Annotated in this window: 18 protein-coding genes; 14 read left to right on the top strand and 4 right to left on the bottom strand. The window is 63.5% G+C overall.

Going from position 1 to position 18912, the window contains the following annotated elements; genetic code table 11:
• The first annotated feature begins 3 nt into the window (after window positions 1–3).
• The 9 genes from RIN56_03910 to cobC all read left to right on the top strand — a co-directional run bounded on the left by RIN56_03910 (window position 4) and on the right by cobC (window position 8662).
• Window positions 4–579, top strand: a complete 576-nt coding sequence (locus RIN56_03910) for a cob(I)yrinic acid a,c-diamide adenosyltransferase (GenBank protein MDR7865937.1) — start codon at window positions 4–6, stop codon at window positions 577–579.
• A gap of 160 nt (window positions 580–739) precedes the next feature.
• Complete coding sequence (locus RIN56_03905; GenBank protein ID MDR7865936.1) at window positions 740–2131, top strand: cobyrinate a,c-diamide synthase; 1392 nt, start codon at window positions 740–742, stop codon at window positions 2129–2131.
• Window positions 2128–2691, top strand: a complete 564-nt coding sequence (gene cobU, locus RIN56_03900; GenBank protein ID MDR7865935.1) for a bifunctional adenosylcobinamide kinase/adenosylcobinamide-phosphate guanylyltransferase — start codon at window positions 2128–2130, stop codon at window positions 2689–2691. Before RIN56_03905 ends, cobU begins: the two co-directional genes overlap by 4 nt.
• 30 nt (window positions 2692–2721) lie before the next feature.
• Window positions 2722–4263: a cobyric acid synthase gene (locus RIN56_03895; protein MDR7865934.1), complete on the top strand. Its 1542-nt coding sequence runs from the start codon at window positions 2722–2724 to the stop codon at window positions 4261–4263.
• Window positions 4257–5207: an adenosylcobinamide-phosphate synthase CbiB gene (cbiB, locus tag RIN56_03890; GenBank protein ID MDR7865933.1), complete on the top strand. Its 951-nt coding sequence runs from the start codon at window positions 4257–4259 to the stop codon at window positions 5205–5207. Before RIN56_03895 ends, cbiB begins: the two co-directional genes overlap by 7 nt.
• A gap of 41 nt (window positions 5208–5248) precedes the next feature.
• Window positions 5249–6019, top strand: a complete 771-nt coding sequence (gene cobS / locus RIN56_03885; protein ID MDR7865932.1) for an adenosylcobinamide-GDP ribazoletransferase — start codon at window positions 5249–5251, stop codon at window positions 6017–6019.
• 47 nt (window positions 6020–6066) lie between these two features.
• Window positions 6067–6951 carry a GHMP kinase gene (locus RIN56_03880; protein ID MDR7865931.1) on the top strand — a complete coding sequence of 295 codons (885 nt, stop codon included), beginning with the start codon at window positions 6067–6069 and terminating at the stop codon, window positions 6949–6951.
• Entirely contained in the window at window positions 6948–8045 is a 1098-nt protein-coding gene (gene cobD / locus RIN56_03875; GenBank protein ID MDR7865930.1) for a threonine-phosphate decarboxylase CobD, read from the top strand. Before RIN56_03880 ends, cobD begins: the two co-directional genes overlap by 4 nt.
• Window positions 8042–8662, top strand: coding sequence for an alpha-ribazole phosphatase (gene cobC / locus RIN56_03870; protein ID MDR7865929.1), 621 nt, complete (start codon window positions 8042–8044; stop codon window positions 8660–8662). The genes cobD and cobC overlap by 4 nt, the downstream gene beginning before the upstream one ends.
• Window positions 8663–8891: 229 nt before the next feature.
• Here cobC and RIN56_03865 read toward each other — a convergent pair whose 3' ends face one another.
• Genes RIN56_03865 through RIN56_03850 form a run of 4 tightly spaced genes read right to left on the bottom strand, consistent with a single transcriptional unit; the run spans window position 8892 to window position 13623 of the window.
• Window positions 8892–10295: a sodium:solute symporter family protein gene (locus RIN56_03865; GenBank protein MDR7865928.1), complete on the bottom strand. Its 1404-nt coding sequence runs from the start codon at window positions 10293–10295 to the stop codon at window positions 8892–8894.
• A 58-nt stretch (window positions 10296–10353) separates the two neighbouring features.
• Window positions 10354–11433 (bottom strand): butyrate kinase, encoded by a 1080-nt coding sequence (buk, locus tag RIN56_03860; GenBank protein MDR7865927.1) that lies wholly within the window; start codon window positions 11431–11433, stop codon window positions 10354–10356.
• A 52-nt stretch (window positions 11434–11485) separates the two neighbouring features.
• Window positions 11486–12394 (bottom strand): phosphate acyltransferase, encoded by a 909-nt coding sequence (locus tag RIN56_03855; protein MDR7865926.1) that lies wholly within the window; start codon window positions 12392–12394, stop codon window positions 11486–11488.
• A 38-nt stretch (window positions 12395–12432) separates the two neighbouring features.
• Window positions 12433–13623: an acetyl-CoA C-acetyltransferase gene (locus RIN56_03850; GenBank protein MDR7865925.1), complete on the bottom strand. Its 1191-nt coding sequence runs from the start codon at window positions 13621–13623 to the stop codon at window positions 12433–12435.
• A 708-nt stretch (window positions 13624–14331) separates the two neighbouring features.
• Between RIN56_03850 and RIN56_03845 the strand changes: the two genes are divergently transcribed.
• From RIN56_03845 to RIN56_03825, 5 genes are all read left to right on the top strand, one after another.
• The gene (locus RIN56_03845) at window positions 14332–14688 is read left to right on the top strand and encodes a DUF3870 domain-containing protein (protein MDR7865924.1); all 357 of its coding nucleotides are present in this window, start codon (window positions 14332–14334) and stop codon (window positions 14686–14688) included.
• A gap of 449 nt (window positions 14689–15137) precedes the next feature.
• A complete protein-coding gene (locus RIN56_03840; GenBank protein MDR7865923.1) occupies window positions 15138–16106 on the top strand; it encodes a tripartite tricarboxylate transporter substrate binding protein in 969 nt (322 codons plus the stop codon).
• A gap of 88 nt (window positions 16107–16194) precedes the next feature.
• Entirely contained in the window at window positions 16195–16647 is a 453-nt protein-coding gene (locus tag RIN56_03835; protein ID MDR7865922.1) for a tripartite tricarboxylate transporter TctB family protein, read from the top strand.
• On the top strand, window positions 16640–18130 hold the full coding sequence (locus tag RIN56_03830; GenBank protein ID MDR7865921.1) for a tripartite tricarboxylate transporter permease: 1491 nt from the start codon (window positions 16640–16642) through the stop codon (window positions 18128–18130). The genes RIN56_03835 and RIN56_03830 overlap by 8 nt, the downstream gene beginning before the upstream one ends.
• Window positions 18120–18872 carry an SDR family NAD(P)-dependent oxidoreductase gene (locus RIN56_03825; protein MDR7865920.1) on the top strand — a complete coding sequence of 251 codons (753 nt, stop codon included), beginning with the start codon at window positions 18120–18122 and terminating at the stop codon, window positions 18870–18872. Before RIN56_03830 ends, RIN56_03825 begins: the two co-directional genes overlap by 11 nt.
• The last annotated feature ends 40 nt before the right edge of the window (window positions 18873–18912 follow it).

The raw sequence follows: 18912 nt of genomic DNA, 5'->3' as shown, positions 1-18912 counted from the left end.
GCCATGAGCACCGCAGCAGCCCCGCTTCTCATCTACACCGGCGACGGCAAAGGCAAAACCACCGCGGCCCTAGGGCTGGCGGTCGCCGCCGCGGCCTGCGGCCGGCGGGCGGTCGTCGTCCAGTTCCAGAAGGGCGGCGGCTACAGCGGCGAACTATTCGCCCAGGCCTACCTGCCGGCCCTCACCATCCGCCAGTTCGGGCACGGCTGCGCCAGCGCCGCCCGCATCAGAAGCGGCGAAGCCGTCTGCAGCAAATGCGGCGAGTGCTTCCGGGCCAACAGGGACCCGGCCAACCCCTACGCCGCCCAGGCCCTCGACTACGCCGTTCGGGTGCTGCGGGACGAACGCCCCGCCGTCCTCGTCCTCGATGAAATCAGCCATGCCGTGCGCCGCGGGCTGCTGAGCCTCGGCCAGGTCACCGCCCTCCTGGGCGCGCGGCCGCCGGGCGCAACCATTGTCCTCACCGGCCGCCACATGCCCGAGGCTCTCGTCGAGCTAGCCGATCAAGTCACTTATTGCCGCGCCGTAAAGCACCCTATGAAAATCGGAATTGACGCCCGGCGCGGCATCGAATACTAAAATACCTGGGGGTCGTTGATAAACCCCCATCTGCGTTGTTAGCCCTCCGGGCGCTTGCTAGCGTACGTTCGAGTACGCGTCGCGGCGCGTCCTCGGGCTGCCTAGCATCTGGGGATTTCTGAACGACCCGCACAATCCGTTTGAGAAAGGCGATATGCCGATGAAGCAGCTAAATATCCCCCGCATAGTCATCGCCGGCACCAGCAGCGGCGTCGGCAAAACCACCATCGTCGCCGGCCTGCTCGCCGTCCTCAGGCAACGGGGCCTGCGCGTGCAGTCGTACAAGATCGGTCCCGACTACATCGACCCCGGCTACCACAAATTGGCCAGCGGCGTACCCGCCCACAACCTCGACACCTGGCTGGTGCCGGAAGACGAACTCGTCCCCCTGTTCGCCAAAACCGCAGTCGGGGCGGACATTGCCGTCATCGAAGGCGTCATGGGCCTCTTCGACGGCGGACGGGGCGGCATCAGCAGTACCGCCGCCATCGCCAGGGCGCTCGGCGCCCCGGTCGTCGTCGTGCTCGACGCCCGCTCGGCCGGCGAAAGCGTCGCCGCCACCGCCCTCGGCTTCGCCACCTACGACCGGCAGCTCACCGTCGCCGGCTTCATCGTCAACCGCCTCGGCTCCGAAACTCACCGGGCCATCGTCGCCGACGCCCTTGGCCGGCTCGGCCTGCCCGTATTCGGTTGCCTGCAGCGCAGCGACAGCCTCGGTGTCGGCGAACGCCACCTCGGCCTCATCCCGGTGACCGAGCAATCGGAGGCCGTCCTGCGCGTCGAACTCATGCGGGCGGCCGTCGACCGCGACCTCGACGTGGACGGACTGCTCGGCGTCGCCGCCGGCGCGCCGCTCCTTCGCGTGCCCGCGCCCGCCGCCGCCGCCGCCAAAACGGCGCGCATCGGCGTCGCCCGCGACGAAGCCTTCTCCTTCTACTACCCGGAGAGCCTCGCCGTCCTCGAAGAGCACGGGGCGGAGCTCGTTCCCTTCAGCCCCCTCCACGACCAGGCGTTGCCTGCCGTCGACGGCCTCGTCATCGGCGGCGGCTTCCCCGAAATGTTTCTCAGCGACCTGGCCGCCAACCAACCCATGCTCGAAGACATCCGTCGCGCCGTCCGCCGGGGCATGCCCACCTACGCCGAATGCGGCGGTCTCATGTACCTGACCAAGGAAATCGTCGCCTTCGACGGCCGCTCCTTCCCGCTGGTCGGCCTCGTGCCCGCCGTCTGCCGCATGGAAAGCCGCCTGCAGACCGTCGGCTACGTCGAAGCCACCGCCATGGGCGACAACGTCCTCTGCCGCGCAGGCGATGTCCTCCGCGGCCACGAATTCCACTTCTCCCGCATGGAGCTCACCTGCCCGGCCGACGACTTCGACTGGGCATTCCAGTTCAAAAAAATGCGCACAGGCAACGTCTACCTCGGCGGTTTCGCCGCCGGCAGCCTCCTGGCTTCATATTTGCACATGCACTTTGCCGGCAACCGCGGCGCGGCGGCCATATTCGCCGCCCAGTGCCGCGCCTTCCGGGCCGCGGGAGGGGGAAAACGATGAGCGGCAAGATTGTTCTCGTCACCGGCGGGGCCCGCAGCGGCAAATCGTCCTTCGCCGAAAAATACGTCGCCGCCCTCGGCGTTCCTGTAGCCTACATCGCCACCGCCGAAACGCTCGACCCCGAGATGGAAGCCCGCGTCGCCCTCCACCGCGCCCGCCGGCCCGCTACCTGGCATACCTATGAAGCCCCCCGCGCTGCCCACGAGGCACTCGCAAAGGCAGGGACCGCCGCCGTCCTGTTCGACTGCCTCACCGTCTATGTCGCCAACCTCCTGCTCGATCCCGCCGCCCCCGCCAGCCCGGAAGAGCGGCACAGCCATATCGCGGGCGAGATCGCCAAACTGGCCGCCGCCGCCCGCGCCGCCGCCGCCACCGTCGTCTTCGTCACCAACGAGGTGGGCGCCGGCATCGTCCCCGACAACGCCCTGGCCCGCGAATACCGCGACCTGGCCGGCCTGGCGAACCAGCAGATCGCCGCTGTCGCCGACGAAGTATATCTGGTCGTTAGCGGCATCCCCGTAAATATAAAACAACTGGCAGCGAAAATCCCGACCGTCTGAAAAGGCGGTTGCACAGAATGAGGCAAATATATGTCTAAGGCAATCATGCTGCAAGGAACAAGTTCCCATGTCGGCAAATCCATCCTCGCCACCGCCCTCTGCCGGATATTCCGCCAGGACGGCCACCGCGTCGCGCCCTTCAAGGCCCAGAACATGGCCCTCAATTCCTATGTCACCAAAAGCGGCGGCGAGATGGGCCGCGCCCAGGTGGCCCAGGCCGAGGCCGCCGGGCTCGAGCCGGCCGTCGAAATGAACCCCGTCCTCCTCAAACCGACCGGCAACGCCTCCTCCCAGGTCGTTGTCCTCGGCCGCCCGGTCGGCAACATGTCGGCCAGCCAGTATCACGCCGGCTACAGCCGCGAGCTCCTCGCCGTCGTCGAAAAGTCGCTGCGCTCCCTCCAGACCGCCTACGACGTCGTCGTCATCGAAGGCGCCGGCAGCCCGGCCGAAGTCAACCTCAAAGCCAACGACATCGTCAACATGCGGATCGCCAAGCTGGCCCCCGCCCCCGTGCTGCTCATCGCCGACATCGACCGCGGCGGGGCGCTGGCCTCCATCGTCGGCACCCTCGAACTATTGGAGCCCGACGAACGCGACCTTGTCAAAGGCATCATTATCAACAAATTCCGCGGCGACATCGCCCTCCTCCGGCCGGCGGTCGATTTTCTCGCCGCCAGGACCGGCAAACCTGTCGTCGGCGTCATCCCCCACCTCGACGACCTCGGCATCGACGACGAGGACTCCGTCTCCCTCGACGACAAGCGCCAGAGCAGGGCAGGGGAGGGGGGAGGGCAGGCCGACATCGACATCGCCGTTCTCCGCCTGCCGAAAATCTCCAACTTCACCGACTTCACCGCCCTCGCCGGCGAGCCGGGCGTCGCCGTGCGCTACGTCGCCGCCGGGCAGCAGCTCGGCGCCCCCGACCTCGTTATCCTCCCCGGCAGCAAGAACACCACCGAAGACCTCCTGTGGCTGCGCGCCCAGGGCTTTGACCGCGCCATCGCCCGCCTCGCCGCCGCCGGCGTCCCCGTCGTCGGCATCTGCGGCGGCTACCAGATGCTCGGCCGCGAAGTGCGCGACCCCGACCACACCGAATCGGCCAACGACCGGGTCGACGGTCTCGGCCTATTGGACGCCGTCACCACCTTCGCCGCCGACAAGATAACCCATCAGGTCGCAGCCGCCTGCGACGCCAGCCCCTTCCTCAGCCTCGGCTTCACCGCCGGCGACCTTGCCGGCTACGAAATCCACATGGGCCGCACCGAGTTCCTCACCCCCGTCACTCCCGCCTTCACCATCACCGCCCGTTCCGGCGGCCATGTCCGCGAATGCGACGGCGCGGTCCGCGACGACGGCCTCGTCATGGGCACCTACATCCACGGCATCTTCGACAACGACGCCTTCCGGCGGGCGGTGATCGGCGCCCTCCGAGCCCGCAAGGGCCTCGCCCCCCTGGCGGCCGGCACCGACACCCGCAGCCACAAGGAACGCAGCTACGACCGCCTCGCCGCCCACGTCCGCGCCCACCTCGACATGGACCTGATCTACCGCATCCTCGGTGCCCCATGCTGAGCACCGCCAAATACCTGCCCGGTCTCGCCCTCGTCCTCGATACCCTCATCGGCGACCCGCGGACGGGCTGGCACCCCGTCGTCCTCATCGGCAACCTCATCGCCGCCCTCGAAAAACGGCTCCTCAACCCCGCGGCAGCGCCTAGCGCCAAACGCCTCGCCGGCCTTATCCTCGTCCTTACCGTCCTCGCCGTAAGCTTCGCCGCATCCTGGCTGGCGCTGGCCGCTCTCGCCGCCCTTCACCCCCTGGCCGCCCTCGGCGGCGGCGCCCTCCTGCTGGCCTTCGCCATCACGCCCCGCAGCCTGGCCGAAGCCGGCCGGGAGATCCAGAGACTCCTGGAAGCCGGCGACCTCGACGAAGCCCGCCGCAAGGTCGGCTGGATCGTCGGCCGCGACACCGCCGCCCTCGACACCGCCGGAATAACCCGCGCCACCGTCGAAACGGTCGCCGAAAACATCACCGACGGCATCATCGCCCCGCTCTTCTACGCCGCCCTCGGCGGCGCGCCGCTCGCCGTCCTCTACCGCGCTGTCAACACCCTCGACTCGATGGTAGGCTACAAGAACGACAAATACCGCGACTTCGGTATGGTTGCAGCCAGGACCGACGACATGTTCAACTACATCCCCGCCCGCATAACCGGCGTGCTGATAATCGCCGCCGCCTTCCTGACAGGCGGCGACGCCCGCGGCGCCGCCGGCGCCATCTGGCGGGACGCCGCCAAGCACCCCAGCCCCAACAGCGGCATCCCCGAAGCAGGCGTCGCCGGGGCCCTCGGCGTCCGGCTCGGCGGGCTCAACCACTACGGCGGCGTGCCGTCGCTGCGGGCCACTATGGGCGAGCCGCGCCGCCCGCTCGCGCCCGGCGATATCGCCCGTACCGTCAGGATGATGTACACCGCCACCGCCCTGTTCGCCGCCGTTGCCACCGTTCTCATCGTATAGAAATCACCGCAAGAGGAGACCGGCGCCTTGCCGGGCAAACTATGGACAAATTTCTCACCGCCCTGCAGTTCCTCACCCGCATCCGGCTCGTCCGCCAGGACACCGTAGCGCCGGAAACCTTCGGCGCTTCCGTCCGCTGCTTTCCGCTCGTCGGCGCGGTCATCGGCGCCCTTCTCGCCGCCTTCTGCCGGTTCGCCGACCCTGTCCTGCCCGTCCACGCCCTAGCCGCCGCCCTCATCGTCCTTGAGCTCTACCTCACCGGCGGCCTGCACTGCGACGGCCTCATGGACAGCGCCGACGGCCTGCTGTCCGGCAGATCCCGCGAACGGATGCTGGAAATCATGAAAGACAGCAGGGTGGGAGCCCACGGCGTCATCGTTTTCGTCGCCCTCATCCTCGCCAAATGGTCGCTGCTCCTCGACCTTCTGCCCGCCGGCCCCGTGTCGGCCACCCCGCTGGCCGCCCTGTTCGCCATGCCGGTGCTCGGGCGTTTGGCCATGGTCATCGCCATCACCTCATACCCTTACGCCCGCCCCGAAGGGATCGGCAAAGCCTTCGCCGCCTACGCCGGCCGCCCGGCCCTCTATATCGCCGCCGTCACCGCCGCCCTGCTCGTCGTCCCCCTTGGGCCCGCCGCGTTCATCGCCCTGGCCGCAGCCGCCCTGTTCGCCGTCGCCTTCAGCCGCTACGCCACCCGGGCGCTCGGCGGCCTCACCGGCGACACTTACGGGGCCGTCACCGAACTTACCGAAGTTGTCGTATTATTTATTTTTGTAATAGCCTGGGACTGGAACAAGATTTTCTGGCAATAAAATTCGCGCGCTGCCGAGTCGCGGCGTATGCAACAGGGGAATAATCTATGATGACAGCAACCGTCCGCGCTCCCGGCTCGTGCGGCGAACTCGTCCAGGGCACACTGGACGGCGGCAACTTCCTCATAACCTGCCCGGTCGACCTCTACGCCGAGGTCGCCGTCACCCCCGGCGCTTCCGGGCCGTCGGCCGCCGGCGACAAAACCGTCGCCGCCGTCCTCAGGACGTGGGAATATCTCGGCGTCGCCCGACAACCCTTCACCGTCGCCGTCACCTCCGACCTGCCCCAGGGCAAAGGCATGGCCTCGTCGAGCGCCGACATCGCCGCCGCCTGCCAGGCAGCCGCCCTTGCCGCCGGCCGGCGTCTCACCGCCGACGAAATCGCCGACATCGCCCTCGCCATCGAACCGACCGACGGCATCTTCTTCCCCGGCATCGTCATGTTCGACCATGTCCGCGGCCTTACCCGCCGGCCCCTCGGCAGTCCGCCGCCCATGAGCGTCCTCGTCTTCGACGCCGGCGGCATCATCGATACACTCGAATTCAACCGGCGCACCGACCTGGGCGCCCTCAACGCCGCCAAGGAACACGATGTCCGCCGGGCAGTCGACCTTGTCAGCCGCGGCCTTGCCGCCGGCGACTGCGCCCTCATCGGCCAGGCCGCCACCATCAGCGCCCTGGCCAACCAGGCCATCCTCGCCAAACCCGCGCTCCCCGACGTCATCGCCATCGCCCACCGCCACGGGGCGGTCGGCGTCAACACCGCCCACAGCGGCACCGTCCTCGGCATCCTCTTTCCCGGCCGGCCCGCGCCTGCCGTGGCGGAAGCCTGCCGGGCCGACGTCGTCCGGGTCTGCCCCGCGCTCCGGTTCCTGCGCCTGACCAGCCTTATCCCCGGCGGGCTCACCGTCACAGAGGAGGGAAGCCGATGAACCCCCCCGGCCCGTTCGAACACGGCGGCAACATCCACGCCGTCGCCCGTCTTACCGGCGCCGCCCCCGGCCAACTGCTCGACTACAGCGCCAACATCAATCCCCTCGGCCTCTCCGTCGCCGTGCGGGACGCCGTCCGGACCGCCCTCGACGATATCATCCACTACCCCGACGCGGCCGCCGCCGCCCTCAAAAGCGCCATCAGCCGGCGCTACGGCGTCCAGCCCGCCCTCATCACCTGCGGCAACGGCGCCGCTGAGCTGCTTTATGTCCTCTGCCAGGTGCGCCGCCCCCGCCGTGTGCTCCTCGCCGCCCCCACCTTCAGCGAATACGAACGGGCCGCCCGGGCCGCCGGCGCCGCCGTCAGCTACTTCCCGCTGACCGCCGAAGACGGCTTCCGCCTCGACCCCGACGCCTTCGCGGCCCGCCTCGCCGGCGTCGACATCGCCTTCCTTTGCAATCCCAACAACCCCACCGGCTGCCTCATACGGCGCGGCGAGGCCGAAACCGTCATCGCCGCCGCTGCCAGGGCGGGCGCCTGGGTCGTTGTCGACGAATCCTTCCTCGATTTCCTGCCCGACGCCGCCGACCACACCTGCCGGCCGCTGCTCGCCGCCTATTCCAACCTCATCATCCTTCAGTCGCTCACGAAATTTTACGCCATCCCCGGTCTCAGGCTCGGCTTCCTGCTCGCCGACCCGGCTGTCGGCGATATCCTCGACCGCGCCAAAGACCCCTGGAACGTCAACACCCTCGCCCAGGCCGCCGGCGTGGCCGCCCTCGGCGACGACGCCTACCGGGCCGCCAGTGTCGCCGCCGTCGCCGCCGCCAGGGAGGAACTCGTCTCTGGCCTCGCCGCCCTTCCCGGCGTCCATCCCTTCCCGGCCTGCGCCAACTTTGTCCTCGCCCGCCTCGCGGGAACGACAGCCCCTGTCCTGCGCCAGGCCATGCTCCGGGACGGCATCCTCATCCGCGACTGCAGCAACTATCCGGAGCTGTCACCCGCCTACATCCGCCTCGCCGTTAAGCTGCCCGACCAGAACGCCGCGCTCCTGGCCGCGCTGGGCAAAAACCTCAAGGATGGTAACCCATGACGAAAATAATCCTCGTCCGCCACGGCGAAACCGTGTGGAACAAAGAACTCAAATACCAGGGCCACACCGACACCCTCCTGTCCGACGAAGGCCTCCGCCAGGCCGAACTGGTCGCCGCCCGCCTCGCCGCCGAGAAAATCGACGCCGTCTATGCCAGCGACCTCCGCCGCGCCTGCGTCACCGCCGAGACCATTGCCGCCCGCCACGACCTGCCCGTCACCTGCCTGCCCGAACTGCGCGAAATCCTTTTCGGCGAATGGGAAGGCCTCACCTACGAAGGCATCAGCGACAGGTGGCCGGAAGAATACACCCAGCTCTTCACCCGCACCGAAGAAGTCCGCATCCCCGGCGGCGAAACATTCCGCGAACTCAAGGACCGGGCCGCCGGCGCCATCGCCCGCCTCGTCGAGCGCCACAGCGGCCAGACCGTCGCCGTCGTCTCCCACGGCGGCACCATCCGCACCATCATCTGCGCCGCCCTTAACATCCACCTCAACCACCTCTGGGACATCCGCCTCGACAACACCTGCGTCAGCATCATCGAATACCACAAACAGCGCTCGATACTTACCCTCCTTAACGACATCCACCACCTGCGTCCCTCCGGTTGCCGATAAGGCCCCATCTGCGGCGTTGCTCCTCGGCTGCCATCCTCAGCGTACGTTCGTGTACGCGCGATGCTGTTAAATAGGTCCTGTGCAAACAATGCTTCTAAACGTTGTCGCGGAGGACACGGTGGTGTCAGCCTCCGGTGCGCCTTGCATCTGGGGCTTTCTCAGCAACCTCGGCTTATCAGTGTGCATACAAATATAAAAAGAGGGCCAAAGCCCTCTTTTTTATTTCCCGTTATGCCGGCAAGTCTGCCTGCTGGCCCTTCTTCTTCGTAAACAGGCTGACGATCACCAGCGTCGCCATGCTCACCACCAGGCCGGGATAGAGCGGGTCGATCCCCTTGGGGAAGGCCAGGAACCAGACCACATTCGTCACCGGCCCCAGGAAAGCCGCCGCTATGCCGGCTGCCGGGGTCAGATAGCGGGGGAAGAACATCGCGCCCAGGAGAGGGCAGAGGATGGTGCAGCCCCGCAGGCCCATCGACAGGAAGCTCCAGCCGAGAATCAGCGACCCCGCGTTACCGGTTGCGACGAGCGTCGACAAAAGCACCACCACGACGATCGCGGCCCGCTGCACCAGCAGCGCCTCGCGCTGCTGCGCCTGCTGACGGAAAAAGCGCTGATAGATATCGCGCGTGAACATCGTCGAAATACCGAACAGCAGGCCCGCCCAGCCGCCGACCGCCGTGATCAGCAGCGTCGCCAGGATGACGCCGGCCAGCACCGGCGGCAGATAACCGAGGATAAATGTCGGCAGAACCTCGCTCGAGGAAGTATTGGGGAAGTTGGCCCTCATGAACAGCCCGACCATGATGCCGCCGATGCCGATCGGCGGGATGAGAACCGCCGACCACAGCGCCCCTTTGCGCGCCTCGGGAAAGCTCTTCGCGGCCGCGATCGCCTGCGCGTACGTCTGGGTGGACAGCACCCCCACCACCAACGAAAAGCCGCCGGCGAGATCCTTCTCGACCCCCCGGCCGAACAGCGAAAACCACGGGAACGCCGGCAAACTTGCCTGCAGCCCCGAAACCCCGCCCATCATCGTCAGGGCGATGGCGCCGCACGAAATCATCGCCACGTACAGCAGCATCAGCTTAGCCACGCCGACCAGGCCGACGCCCCACACGCCGCCGAACAGAACATAGCACAGCACGAACACGATGCCGATCGCCGCCGCCGCCACCGGGCCGATGGGGAACATCGTCGTCATCAGCGCGATAAACGCCAGCACCTGGCTGATCATGCTGAGAAACATCCCCATAGCGCCGAAAACGGTGGAAACCGGCCCGATAGGCGTACCGTACGTCTTCACCAGATACTGGGCGATCGTCTCGCACGAACCCTCATAGAACCGGCGCGCCGTGCCCAACGCCAGGACGGCGCAGGCGATCCCGGCCCCCAGCGTGAACCACCAGGCGGAAAAACCGTATTGAAAAGCCAGCTGAGCGGTGCCGATGGTGGAAGCGCCGCTGACCAAAGTGCCCATTATCGCCCCGGCGACCACCGACCAACCGGCCTGCCGCCCGCCGGTGGCGAAGTCCGAAGAGGACTTGACCTTGCTGCCGGCGTACAGTCCGACCGCAACCATCAGAATAAGCGTTGCCACGATGCCGACAATATGACCGCTTGTTAAAAGCATCAGCACAGTCTCCTTTTATATCGTAAAGTGCGGCTACACTGGTTTGCGGTTGATAAAACTAGGCAGGAGTAAATTCCCGGGCGCTCTCCTCGCCCCGCAGCACCCGCAGGGCGCCGTAAGCCAGCGCTTCCAGCTCGTTCTCGCCAGCGACGATTTCTACCGGGGCGATAAACTTCACCCGTTCGGTCACCCAGCCGGTAAAAAGCTGCGAATAAGCGATCGCCCCCGTAAGGATGATGACATCCACGGCGCCGTTCACCACGGTGGACAGCTCGCCGATAGCCTTGGCGGTCTGATAAGCCATAGCGTAGTACACATTCGCGGCGTCCTTGTCGCCCTGCTTTATTCTCGCCTCGACGTCCAGGGCGCTGTTCGTGCCGAGGTAGGCGATCAGGCCGCCGTTGCCCCGCATGCGTTTGATCGCCGACCGTTGGTCGTGCTTGCCGGAGAAGCATAAATCGACCAACTGGCGGCAAGGCACCCTGCCGGCCCGTTCAGGCGAAAATGCCCCTTCCTCGTCGGTGAGGACATCGACCATCCGGCCTTTGCTGATCACCGACGCCGTGATTCCTCCCCCCATGTGGGTGACCACGATATTCAGATCCTCCAGCCGTTTACCCATCTTCCGGGCGACCTCCATCGACACCGCCCGCATATTCAGCACGTGGCAGGAAGCCCGCCGCGTCAACTCCGGCACGCCCGAATACCTGGCCACGTCCTCCAGTTCGTCGACCACAACCGCATCGTAGATGAACGCCGGAATGCCGAGCGGCGCCGCGATACTGTCGGCGATGATCGCGCCCAGATTGGAAGCATGGTCGTCAATCGGCCGGTATGTGAGAAAATCGACCATATCCTTGGTAACCCTGTAAGCGCCGCGCTTCAGCGGCGGCAGCTTGCCGCCCCGGCCAGCCACGGCCGACAGGCTGGCGAGCGGGAAACTCTCCTCCTGCAGGCAGGCCATAATCGCCTCCCTGCGCATCGGCAGCTGGTCCACCATCGACCTGAAGTGCGACAACTCCTCCGCATTATGATTGACCGTCTTGCGGAGAATCTCCTTCTCGTTATCATACACCGCGATCTTCGTCGATGTCGAGCCAGGATTTATCGACAATACTCTGAATATCGTTTCTGCCACAGGCCGCTCCCCCCAAACAATTGCTGCAACGATTCTTTAATTTACCGGCGGCTTACGCCGATGCCGCCGCAGCCAGGACGATCGGCAGATACTTGCTGCCCACTTCCGCCGCCCGCGAGGTCAGCACCAGCGGCACCTTGCCGCCGACTACGAACCCGGCGCTGCTGGCCTCCGCCGAATACCTGAGAGCCTTCAGCAGGATATTGGCGGCCGCGATATTGGGCGCCACCATCAGGTCAACCTCGCCGCAGACCGGGCTATCGTAGCCCTTCAGCGCCGCCGACTCCTTGCAAATCGCCAGGTCGTAGGAAATCGGCCCTTCGATTATGCAGCGGGAAAGCTCGCCTGCCGCGTTCATCTTTTTCAGCTCGACGGCGTCCAGCGTCTCCGGCATCTTCGGGTTGACTTGCTCGACAGCCGCCAGAACCGCCACCTTCGGCTCATCGAAGCCCATGCGCAGCATAGCGTTGACGGCGTTGACCACCATGCCCCTCTTCTGCTGCAGGTCGGGATAGATATTCAGCGCCGAATCGGTTATTCCCACCAGCTTATGATAATTCGGGATCTGGACGAGACCCAGGTGCGACAACTGCGTATCGGTGCGAAAACCGCATTTTTCATTGAGCAGGTATTTCATCATCTCGCCTGTTTGGATCAGGCCCTTCATCAGGAAGTGCGCCTCGCCGGCGTTTACCAGCGCCGCCGCCTTGAAGACGACCTCCTCAGGCGTCTCGGCGTGAACGAGCGCATAGTCCGCCGGCCGTTCGCCCAGCAGCTCAAGCTGCCGGCCCATCTTCTGCCTATTCCCGATCAGCAGCGGCTCCACCGCGCCGGTCCTGGCCGCCTGGCACACCGCTTCGAGCGTATGACTGTCTTCGGCCGCCATGACCGCGACAATTCTTTTCCCGCCTTTACCGGCGCCTGTCTGTTCGATAAGTTGCTCGAAGTTCTTATAAATCATCGGCAGATTCTCCGCTTCTCATAGATTCAGTCCGCCGGCTAAACAAGCTCGACCACATTGGCCACGCCCTGGCCGCCGCCGATGCAGAGCGTTGCCAGGCCATACTTCACCTTCCGCCGCCGCATCTCGTACACCAGCGTCGTCAGTATCCGCGCCCCGGTGCAGCCGAGGGGATGGCCGAGAGCAATCGCGCCGCCGTTGACGTTCAGGATACCCGTATTCATATCGAGCTCTTTGATCACCGCCAGACACTGGGCGGCGAACGCCTCGTTCATCTCGATCAGGCCGATGTCACCCAGCGTAAGACCGGCCAGCTTCAGCGCCTTCGTAGTGGCATAAGCCGGGCCGATGCCCATGATCTCCGGCGGCACCCCCACCGCCGCCTGGCTGCGCAGCACCGCCAGCGGCTTGAGATTTCTCCGCTGCGCCTCCTTGGCCGACATCACCACCAGACTGGCGGCGCCGTCGTTGCGGCCGGTGGCGTTCCCCGCCGTGACCGTGCCGCCCTTCAGAAAAGCCGGCGACAGCGTGGCCAGGCCTTCCAGCGTCGTGGGGCGGGGGAACTCGTCAGTGTCGAAGATAAGCTTCTCGCCCTTCTTCTTGGCGATGGCCACAGGCAAAATCTCCTCAGCGAATCTGCCGGCCTTGATTGCCGCCGCCGCCTTCTGCTGGCTCCCCAGGGCGAACAAATCCTGCTCCTCGCGGCTGATGGCATACTTGGCCGCCAGATTTTCCGCCGTCAGGCCCATTGTCAGCTGCCCGTAAACCTCGATCGGCTGCGAGCGGGCCTGGCTCTCGATATTCGAATCGCACAGCACGCCGTTGCCGGCCTTATATCCGTAGCGTGCGCTGCGCAGATAATACACCGCATTGCTCATGCTCTCCGTTCCGCCCGCGACCACGATATCCGCCAGCCCGCACATAATCGCCTGGACGGCGTTATTCACGGCCTGCAGGCCGGAAGCGCACTGGCGCATTACCGTATAAGCCGGCACCTCGATCGGTACCCCGGCCTTCAACGCGGCGACCCTGGCCAGGTTGGCGGCCTCGGCGCTTTGCTTCGTCTGGCCGAAAATAACCTCGTCGATACACCCCGACTCCACATTAGCGCGCCGAATGCTCTCCGCGATAACGTCTCTCGCCAGATCGTCTGCTTGAATATCGCGCAGCGTGCCGCCGATCTTCCCGATTGGCGTGCGCACCGCGCTTACGATGACAACTTCTTGCATAATCGTTTCCCCCATTCGTCGTTTATGTTTCAAGCTTTAGCGTCAGTTCGCGTAAAGGGGTTCCCCGTCAGACCATCCGACACCTCCCCGCCAGGTGTCGGATTTCGGCACCGGCATAAAATTAAAAAGCCCAGCTCAATAAAAACACGACGAAAACAATCGCAGTGTTATTACGAGCTAAGCTTGCTTACTACATATCGAAGTTCGGTTCGATACCATAAGTCCAAGCGACTCATAGCAACCGCCAAACATATATCGGGCCGTGCGACCGGCCGCCGAATTGGCGATCTTATCAACGCTTATTACGTATTCTGTTGTAAATGAACAAGCCCAACCCGTAAAATGCAATGCAGAGCATTAACGCATTTAACGAGCTGGGCTTGCCCACTACATATCGGAAGTTCGTTCCGATACCATAACCAAGCAACTCGGTATCATTAACTGATTGCCAAAATTTATTATTTTTTCAAACACAGTATAACCGATACCCGCATGCTCGTCAAGCGTCATCTTGCCAGTCTTAACATTTCGCCGGCCGGGCGCGAAAAGAGACCGGATGCCCTTCTAGCCTTGCTAAAACGGGCCTCCGTAGCGACTCCAAAAATAAATTATAGCCATATAGGCAGGAAAAAGTTGATAATTAAGAGAAGTCGTTATACATATAAACCGGGTTTTTTATTGCATATGCCAGACCGCGAGGTGACAAAAATGGCCAGAGAGCACATGTTTTCCGCGCAGGCGCAGGTCCCGTCCGAAACGGATATATCCCAGCGTCACAAGTTCGTATGCATAATCGTCACAGTCGATATTGACTCCGGGGATATCCTTGACTGCCACGTACCCATGTACTGCGACATCCAGAACAGCTTCGTCAAAAAGACGCTGATCGGCAAATCCCTGTATACGGACAAGGATCTTATCATCAAAGATATCGACGACCGGATGCACACCCCATCGAAACGGGCGCTGATATCCGCGCTGCAGGGCGTATACAACCACTTCATCCTCACGAGGAAAATGATCATGTCGGGGCAAAAGCGGATTAAGATTCAGACGGGGGCTTGACGGCCGCCGCGACCATCGGTTATAATCACCTCAGATATAGTCCGAAAAGTCCAAAAAGCGTGTCGATTGCACAACATGGGTTGATTCGGACATTCTGGCGCATAACCAGGATTTCTTTTTTCGCAAGTACCAAAGTAAAATAATGACAAAATCGCCGATTTAAATGCCGGACGCCGGTAATTTTGGCGGTTGCTATGAGTCGCTTGGACTTATGGTATCGAAACGAACTTTCGATATGGAGTAGGCAAGCTTAGCTCGTAATAACACTGCGATTGTTTTCGCTGTGTTTTTATGAGGTAAGCTTTTTGTTTTTTCCGCCCGGCGGCGGGGCGGACACCACCGATGCCGGAGCCCGGCACGACCGCGAACCCACCGACGGGAGGGATGCCTCGGAATATGCTCGCTTATCGCTCGGTAGGTATATCGGGAAATAAAAGGAGGGGTTTGTAATGAAATCCAAATGGGTGGCCATGATCGTCTGCGTACTGTTCGCCACTGCCCTGCTGGCAGGCTGCGGCGGCGGGGAAAAAGCGGAGAAGTATCCTACAAAACCGATAACGATGTACATTAACTTCGGGGCCGGCGGCTCGACCGACCTGAGCGCCCGTTCTCTGGCCAAAGCGGCTGAGAAACACCTGGGCGTCTCCATCGTCGCCGTCAACAAACCGGGCGCCAACGGCGTTACCGGCGTCGCCGAACTCAAAAACGGCAGCAAGGACGGCCAGACGATCGGCGTCATGACCTTCGCCAGCGTCGCGATCATCCCCAACCAGACCAAAGTACCCTACACCCCCGACGACTTCGAAGGGATCATCGCCTACGGCCAATACCAGTACTGCGTCGCCGTAAAAGCGGATTCCCCCTATAAAACCATCGCCGACCTGTCCAAGGCCGCCAAGGCCAAGCCGGACGGATTCTCCTTCAGCGCCTCCGGCTATCCCCAGCCATTCGTTGCCAACAGGATAGGCGAAAAAGACGGCGTCAAATTCCGCTACGTCAACTTCAAGTCCGGCACCGAAGTCATGACCGCGGTCATCGGCGGCCATGTCGACTTCACCGTCGTCACGACCGGCGACCTGCTCCCGTTCCTCAAATCCGGTGAAGTCCGCGTACTTGCGGCCGCCGGCGAAAAGCGGATGCCCGAGGCTCCCGACGCTCCGACCCTCAAGGAACTCGGCTACGACATAGCCATCGTGTCCTGGCTGGGCCTGGGCGCTCCGGCCGGCATCCCCAAAGACAAGCTCAATATCCTCCGGGAAGCGTTCAAGAAAGCCGCCAACGACCCCGAGTTCCTCAACACCATGAAAACCGTCAACCTGCCTCCCACCAACACCTCCGGCGACGAGTTCAAGAAGAAACTCGTGGACGGCTACAAGGAAATCGGCGACTACTTCAAACAGATCGGACAAAAGAAGTAACATGACCCGGACCATATTCCGCCTCCTATCGGCGGAGGCGGAATATGGCCGCTTGTTCCACGCGAAAGTATAGTTTGGGGGTTCGGCAATGGGATTACTGGGAGGAATCGTGCCCCTCGTCATCGGCCTAGTCGCCGCCATCGGGGCATACGAACTTGAGCTCGGACAACTTAGCAAGCCGGGACCTGGCTTATGGCCGTTCATACTGAGCATCATGCTGGTGGCATGTTCGCTCGTCCTGTTCGTGAAAGACGTACGGAAAGACAACTACGAAAAATTCACCGGCAAAACGAAACTGGTTATCTATAGCATCGTCGCCACCGCCGTCTTCATCGTCATCTTCAAGACACTGGGCTTAGTGGCGGCGGTAGTGGCCCTGCTCATCTTCCAGCTGCGCGTCGTCGGCGCCGAGGCATGGAAAATAAGCGCCCTCGTTACCGTCGGGATGACGGTCGTCGTCTATCTGCTGTTCTCCTTGTGGCTGAAAATTCCGTTCCCGGGACTGTTATCCCTCATAGAGAGGGGGTGTTTCCATGTTTGATCAAATGATGTTGGGGTTCCAGGTCGCGCTCACCTACAGCAACATCCTCTACTGCGCGATAGGCGTCACGCTCGGCACGGCCATCGGCGTGCTTCCGGGCCTCGGACCGGTTGCCACCATCTCGCTCCTGCTGCCCCTCACCTACAACATCCCGCTCGACTCCTCGATCATCCTGCTGTCAGGCATATACTACGGGGCCATGTACGGCGGATCGACCACCTCCATCCTCGTCAACCTGCCGGGGGAAGCGGCGTCGGTCGTAACCGCGCTCGACGGCTACCAGATGGCCAAAAAGGGCCGGGCGGGCGTCGCCCTGGGCATAGCCGCGATCGGCTCCTTCGTCGCCGGGACAGTGGCCATTGTCGGCCTCAACCTGTTCGCCCCCATCGTATCGCGCTGGGCGATCAAATTCGGCCCGCCGGAATACGTCGCCCTAATGGTCATGGGCCTGACCTTTATCACCTACCTGTCCAGCAAATCCCCGCTCCGGTCGGTCATCTCCGCGCTGATCGGTCTGTTGCTGGCCGTAATCGGCGTCGACCCTGAATACGGCGGCGCGCGCCTGACCTTCGGCACAGATACCCTCCTCAGCGGGCTCGACTTCGCCGTTATTGCCATGGGCCTCTTCGGGGTCGGCGAAGTGCTCTACTGCCTGGAGACCAGCGGGGAAACCAAGCTGATAACCGACAAAATATCGCAGGTCTTCCCCTCCCGCAAAGACTTGGCGACGGCCGCGGGACCAATAACACGCGGCTCGGTGCTGGGCTTCCTGGTCGGCCTCCTGCCCGGCGGCGGCGCGGTAATCGCCTCGCTGCTCTCCTACGCGGTCGAGAAAAGGATATCCAAACATCCCGAAGAATTTGGCAAAGGCGCCATCGAAGGCGTCGCCGGGCCGGAGAGCGCCAACAACGCCGCCGCCGGCTCGGCCTTCATCCCCCTGCTCACCCTCGGCCTGCCGTCCAACGCCGTCATGGCCCTGATGTTCGGCGCCCTCATGATCCACGGCGTCACGCCCGGTCCGTTCCTCATCAAGGAAGTCCCCGAGCTGTTCTGGGGCGTCGTCGTCTCCATGTACATCGGCAACGTGTTGCTGCTGATATTGAACCTGCCGATGATCGGCTTCTTCATAAAACTGCTGAAAGTCAGGCTGAGCATCCTGTCGGCCTGCGTGCTGGTCATCACCCTCATCGGCGTCTACAGCGTCAACAACAACGTCTTCGACATGTGGATACTGCTGCTGTTCGGCATCGTCGGCTACCTGATGCGCAAATTCGAATTCGAGCCCGGACCGCTGGTGCTCGCCTTCGTCCTCGGGCCGATCCTCGAAACCGCCTTCCGGCAATCGCTCATAATATCCAACGGCACCCCCGCCATCTTCGTCACCAGGCCGATCTCCCTGTTCTTCCTCTGCCTGGCCGGGTTGCTGGTTGTTTCCCAGTTGTTCGGCAAGAAAAAGAAAGCCGGGCAAAACTATGAGGCTTAAAAACAAGATCGCCTTCATCACCGGCTCCGGCGGCGGCATCGGCAAAGGCATCGCCGCCCGCTTCGCCCGCGAAGGCGCGCTCGTCGGCGTCAACGACATCGACCCCGACCGCACCGACGCAGCAGTACGGGAAATCACAGCCGCAGGCGGCAGGGCGTTCGGCATTGCCGTCGACGTCAGCGACTCCGGGCAGGTGGAAGCCGCCTTCCGGACCATCATCGACAACTTCGGCCGTCTCGACATCCTTGTCAACAATGTCGGCATCGTAAGGGACGCCTTCATCAAAAAAATGACCGACGAAGACTGGGACAACGTCATCAGGGTCAACCTGCGCTCCTACTTCCTCTGCTCGCGCGCGGCGGCCAAGATCATGCTCGAACAACAATACGGCAGAATCGTCAACATCTCCTCACGCTCATGGCTGGGTGGCATCGGCCAGGCCAACTACTCGGCCGCCAAAGGCGGCATCGTCAGCCTTACGCGCACCCTGGCGCTCGAGCTCGCCCAGTCCGGCATCACCGTCAACTGCATCGCTCCGGGCATCATCGACACCCCCATGTTCAGGGCCATGTCCGAAAAAGCGCAGAACCGCCACCTCGCCGTCCAGCCGATGAAACGCATCGGCGCCCCGGCTGACATAGCCTACGCCTGCCTGAACTTCGCCGACGAAGAGGCCGCCTACATAACCGGGCAAACCCTCTACGTCTGCGGCGGGAAAAGCCTTGCGAACTATATCGGCTAAGCGCGACAGGCAAGCTTGAGGAGAGGTGATAGCGCCCCGA

The organism is Sporomusaceae bacterium (assembly GCA_031460455.1).
GTDB lineage: Bacteria > Bacillota > Negativicutes > Sporomusales > UBA7701 > Anaeroselena.
This window is presented reverse-complemented; position numbering and strand designations above follow the sequence as displayed.

Excerpts from the sequence above, each read along its gene's own strand:
- RIN56_03910 (MDR7865937.1), top strand. The coding sequence starts at position 4 with ATGAGCACCGCAGCAGCCCCGCTTCTCATCTACACCGGCGACGGCAAA.
- RIN56_03905 (MDR7865936.1), top strand. The coding sequence starts at position 740 with ATGAAGCAGCTAAATATCCCCCGCATAGTCATCGCCGGCACCAGCAGC.
- cobU (MDR7865935.1), top strand. The coding sequence starts at position 2,128 with ATGAGCGGCAAGATTGTTCTCGTCACCGGCGGGGCCCGCAGCGGCAAA.
- RIN56_03895 (MDR7865934.1), top strand. The coding sequence starts at position 2,722 with ATGTCTAAGGCAATCATGCTGCAAGGAACAAGTTCCCATGTCGGCAAA.
- cbiB (MDR7865933.1), top strand. The coding sequence starts at position 4,257 with ATGCTGAGCACCGCCAAATACCTGCCCGGTCTCGCCCTCGTCCTCGAT.
- cobS (MDR7865932.1), top strand. The coding sequence starts at position 5,249 with ATGGACAAATTTCTCACCGCCCTGCAGTTCCTCACCCGCATCCGGCTC.
- RIN56_03880 (MDR7865931.1), top strand. The coding sequence starts at position 6,067 with ATGATGACAGCAACCGTCCGCGCTCCCGGCTCGTGCGGCGAACTCGTC.
- cobD (MDR7865930.1), top strand. The coding sequence starts at position 6,948 with ATGAACCCCCCCGGCCCGTTCGAACACGGCGGCAACATCCACGCCGTC.
- cobC (MDR7865929.1), top strand. The coding sequence starts at position 8,042 with ATGACGAAAATAATCCTCGTCCGCCACGGCGAAACCGTGTGGAACAAA.
- RIN56_03865 (MDR7865928.1), bottom strand. The coding sequence starts at position 10,295 with ATGCTTTTAACAAGCGGTCATATTGTCGGCATCGTGGCAACGCTTATT.
- RIN56_03855 (MDR7865926.1), bottom strand. The coding sequence starts at position 12,394 with ATGATTTATAAGAACTTCGAGCAACTTATCGAACAGACAGGCGCCGGT.
- RIN56_03850 (MDR7865925.1), bottom strand. The coding sequence starts at position 13,623 with ATGCAAGAAGTTGTCATCGTAAGCGCGGTGCGCACGCCAATCGGGAAG.
- RIN56_03845 (MDR7865924.1), top strand. The coding sequence starts at position 14,332 with ATGGCCAGAGAGCACATGTTTTCCGCGCAGGCGCAGGTCCCGTCCGAA.
- RIN56_03840 (MDR7865923.1), top strand. The coding sequence starts at position 15,138 with ATGAAATCCAAATGGGTGGCCATGATCGTCTGCGTACTGTTCGCCACT.
- RIN56_03835 (MDR7865922.1), top strand. The coding sequence starts at position 16,195 with ATGGGATTACTGGGAGGAATCGTGCCCCTCGTCATCGGCCTAGTCGCC.
- RIN56_03830 (MDR7865921.1), top strand. The coding sequence starts at position 16,640 with ATGTTTGATCAAATGATGTTGGGGTTCCAGGTCGCGCTCACCTACAGC.
- RIN56_03825 (MDR7865920.1), top strand. The coding sequence starts at position 18,120 with ATGAGGCTTAAAAACAAGATCGCCTTCATCACCGGCTCCGGCGGCGGC.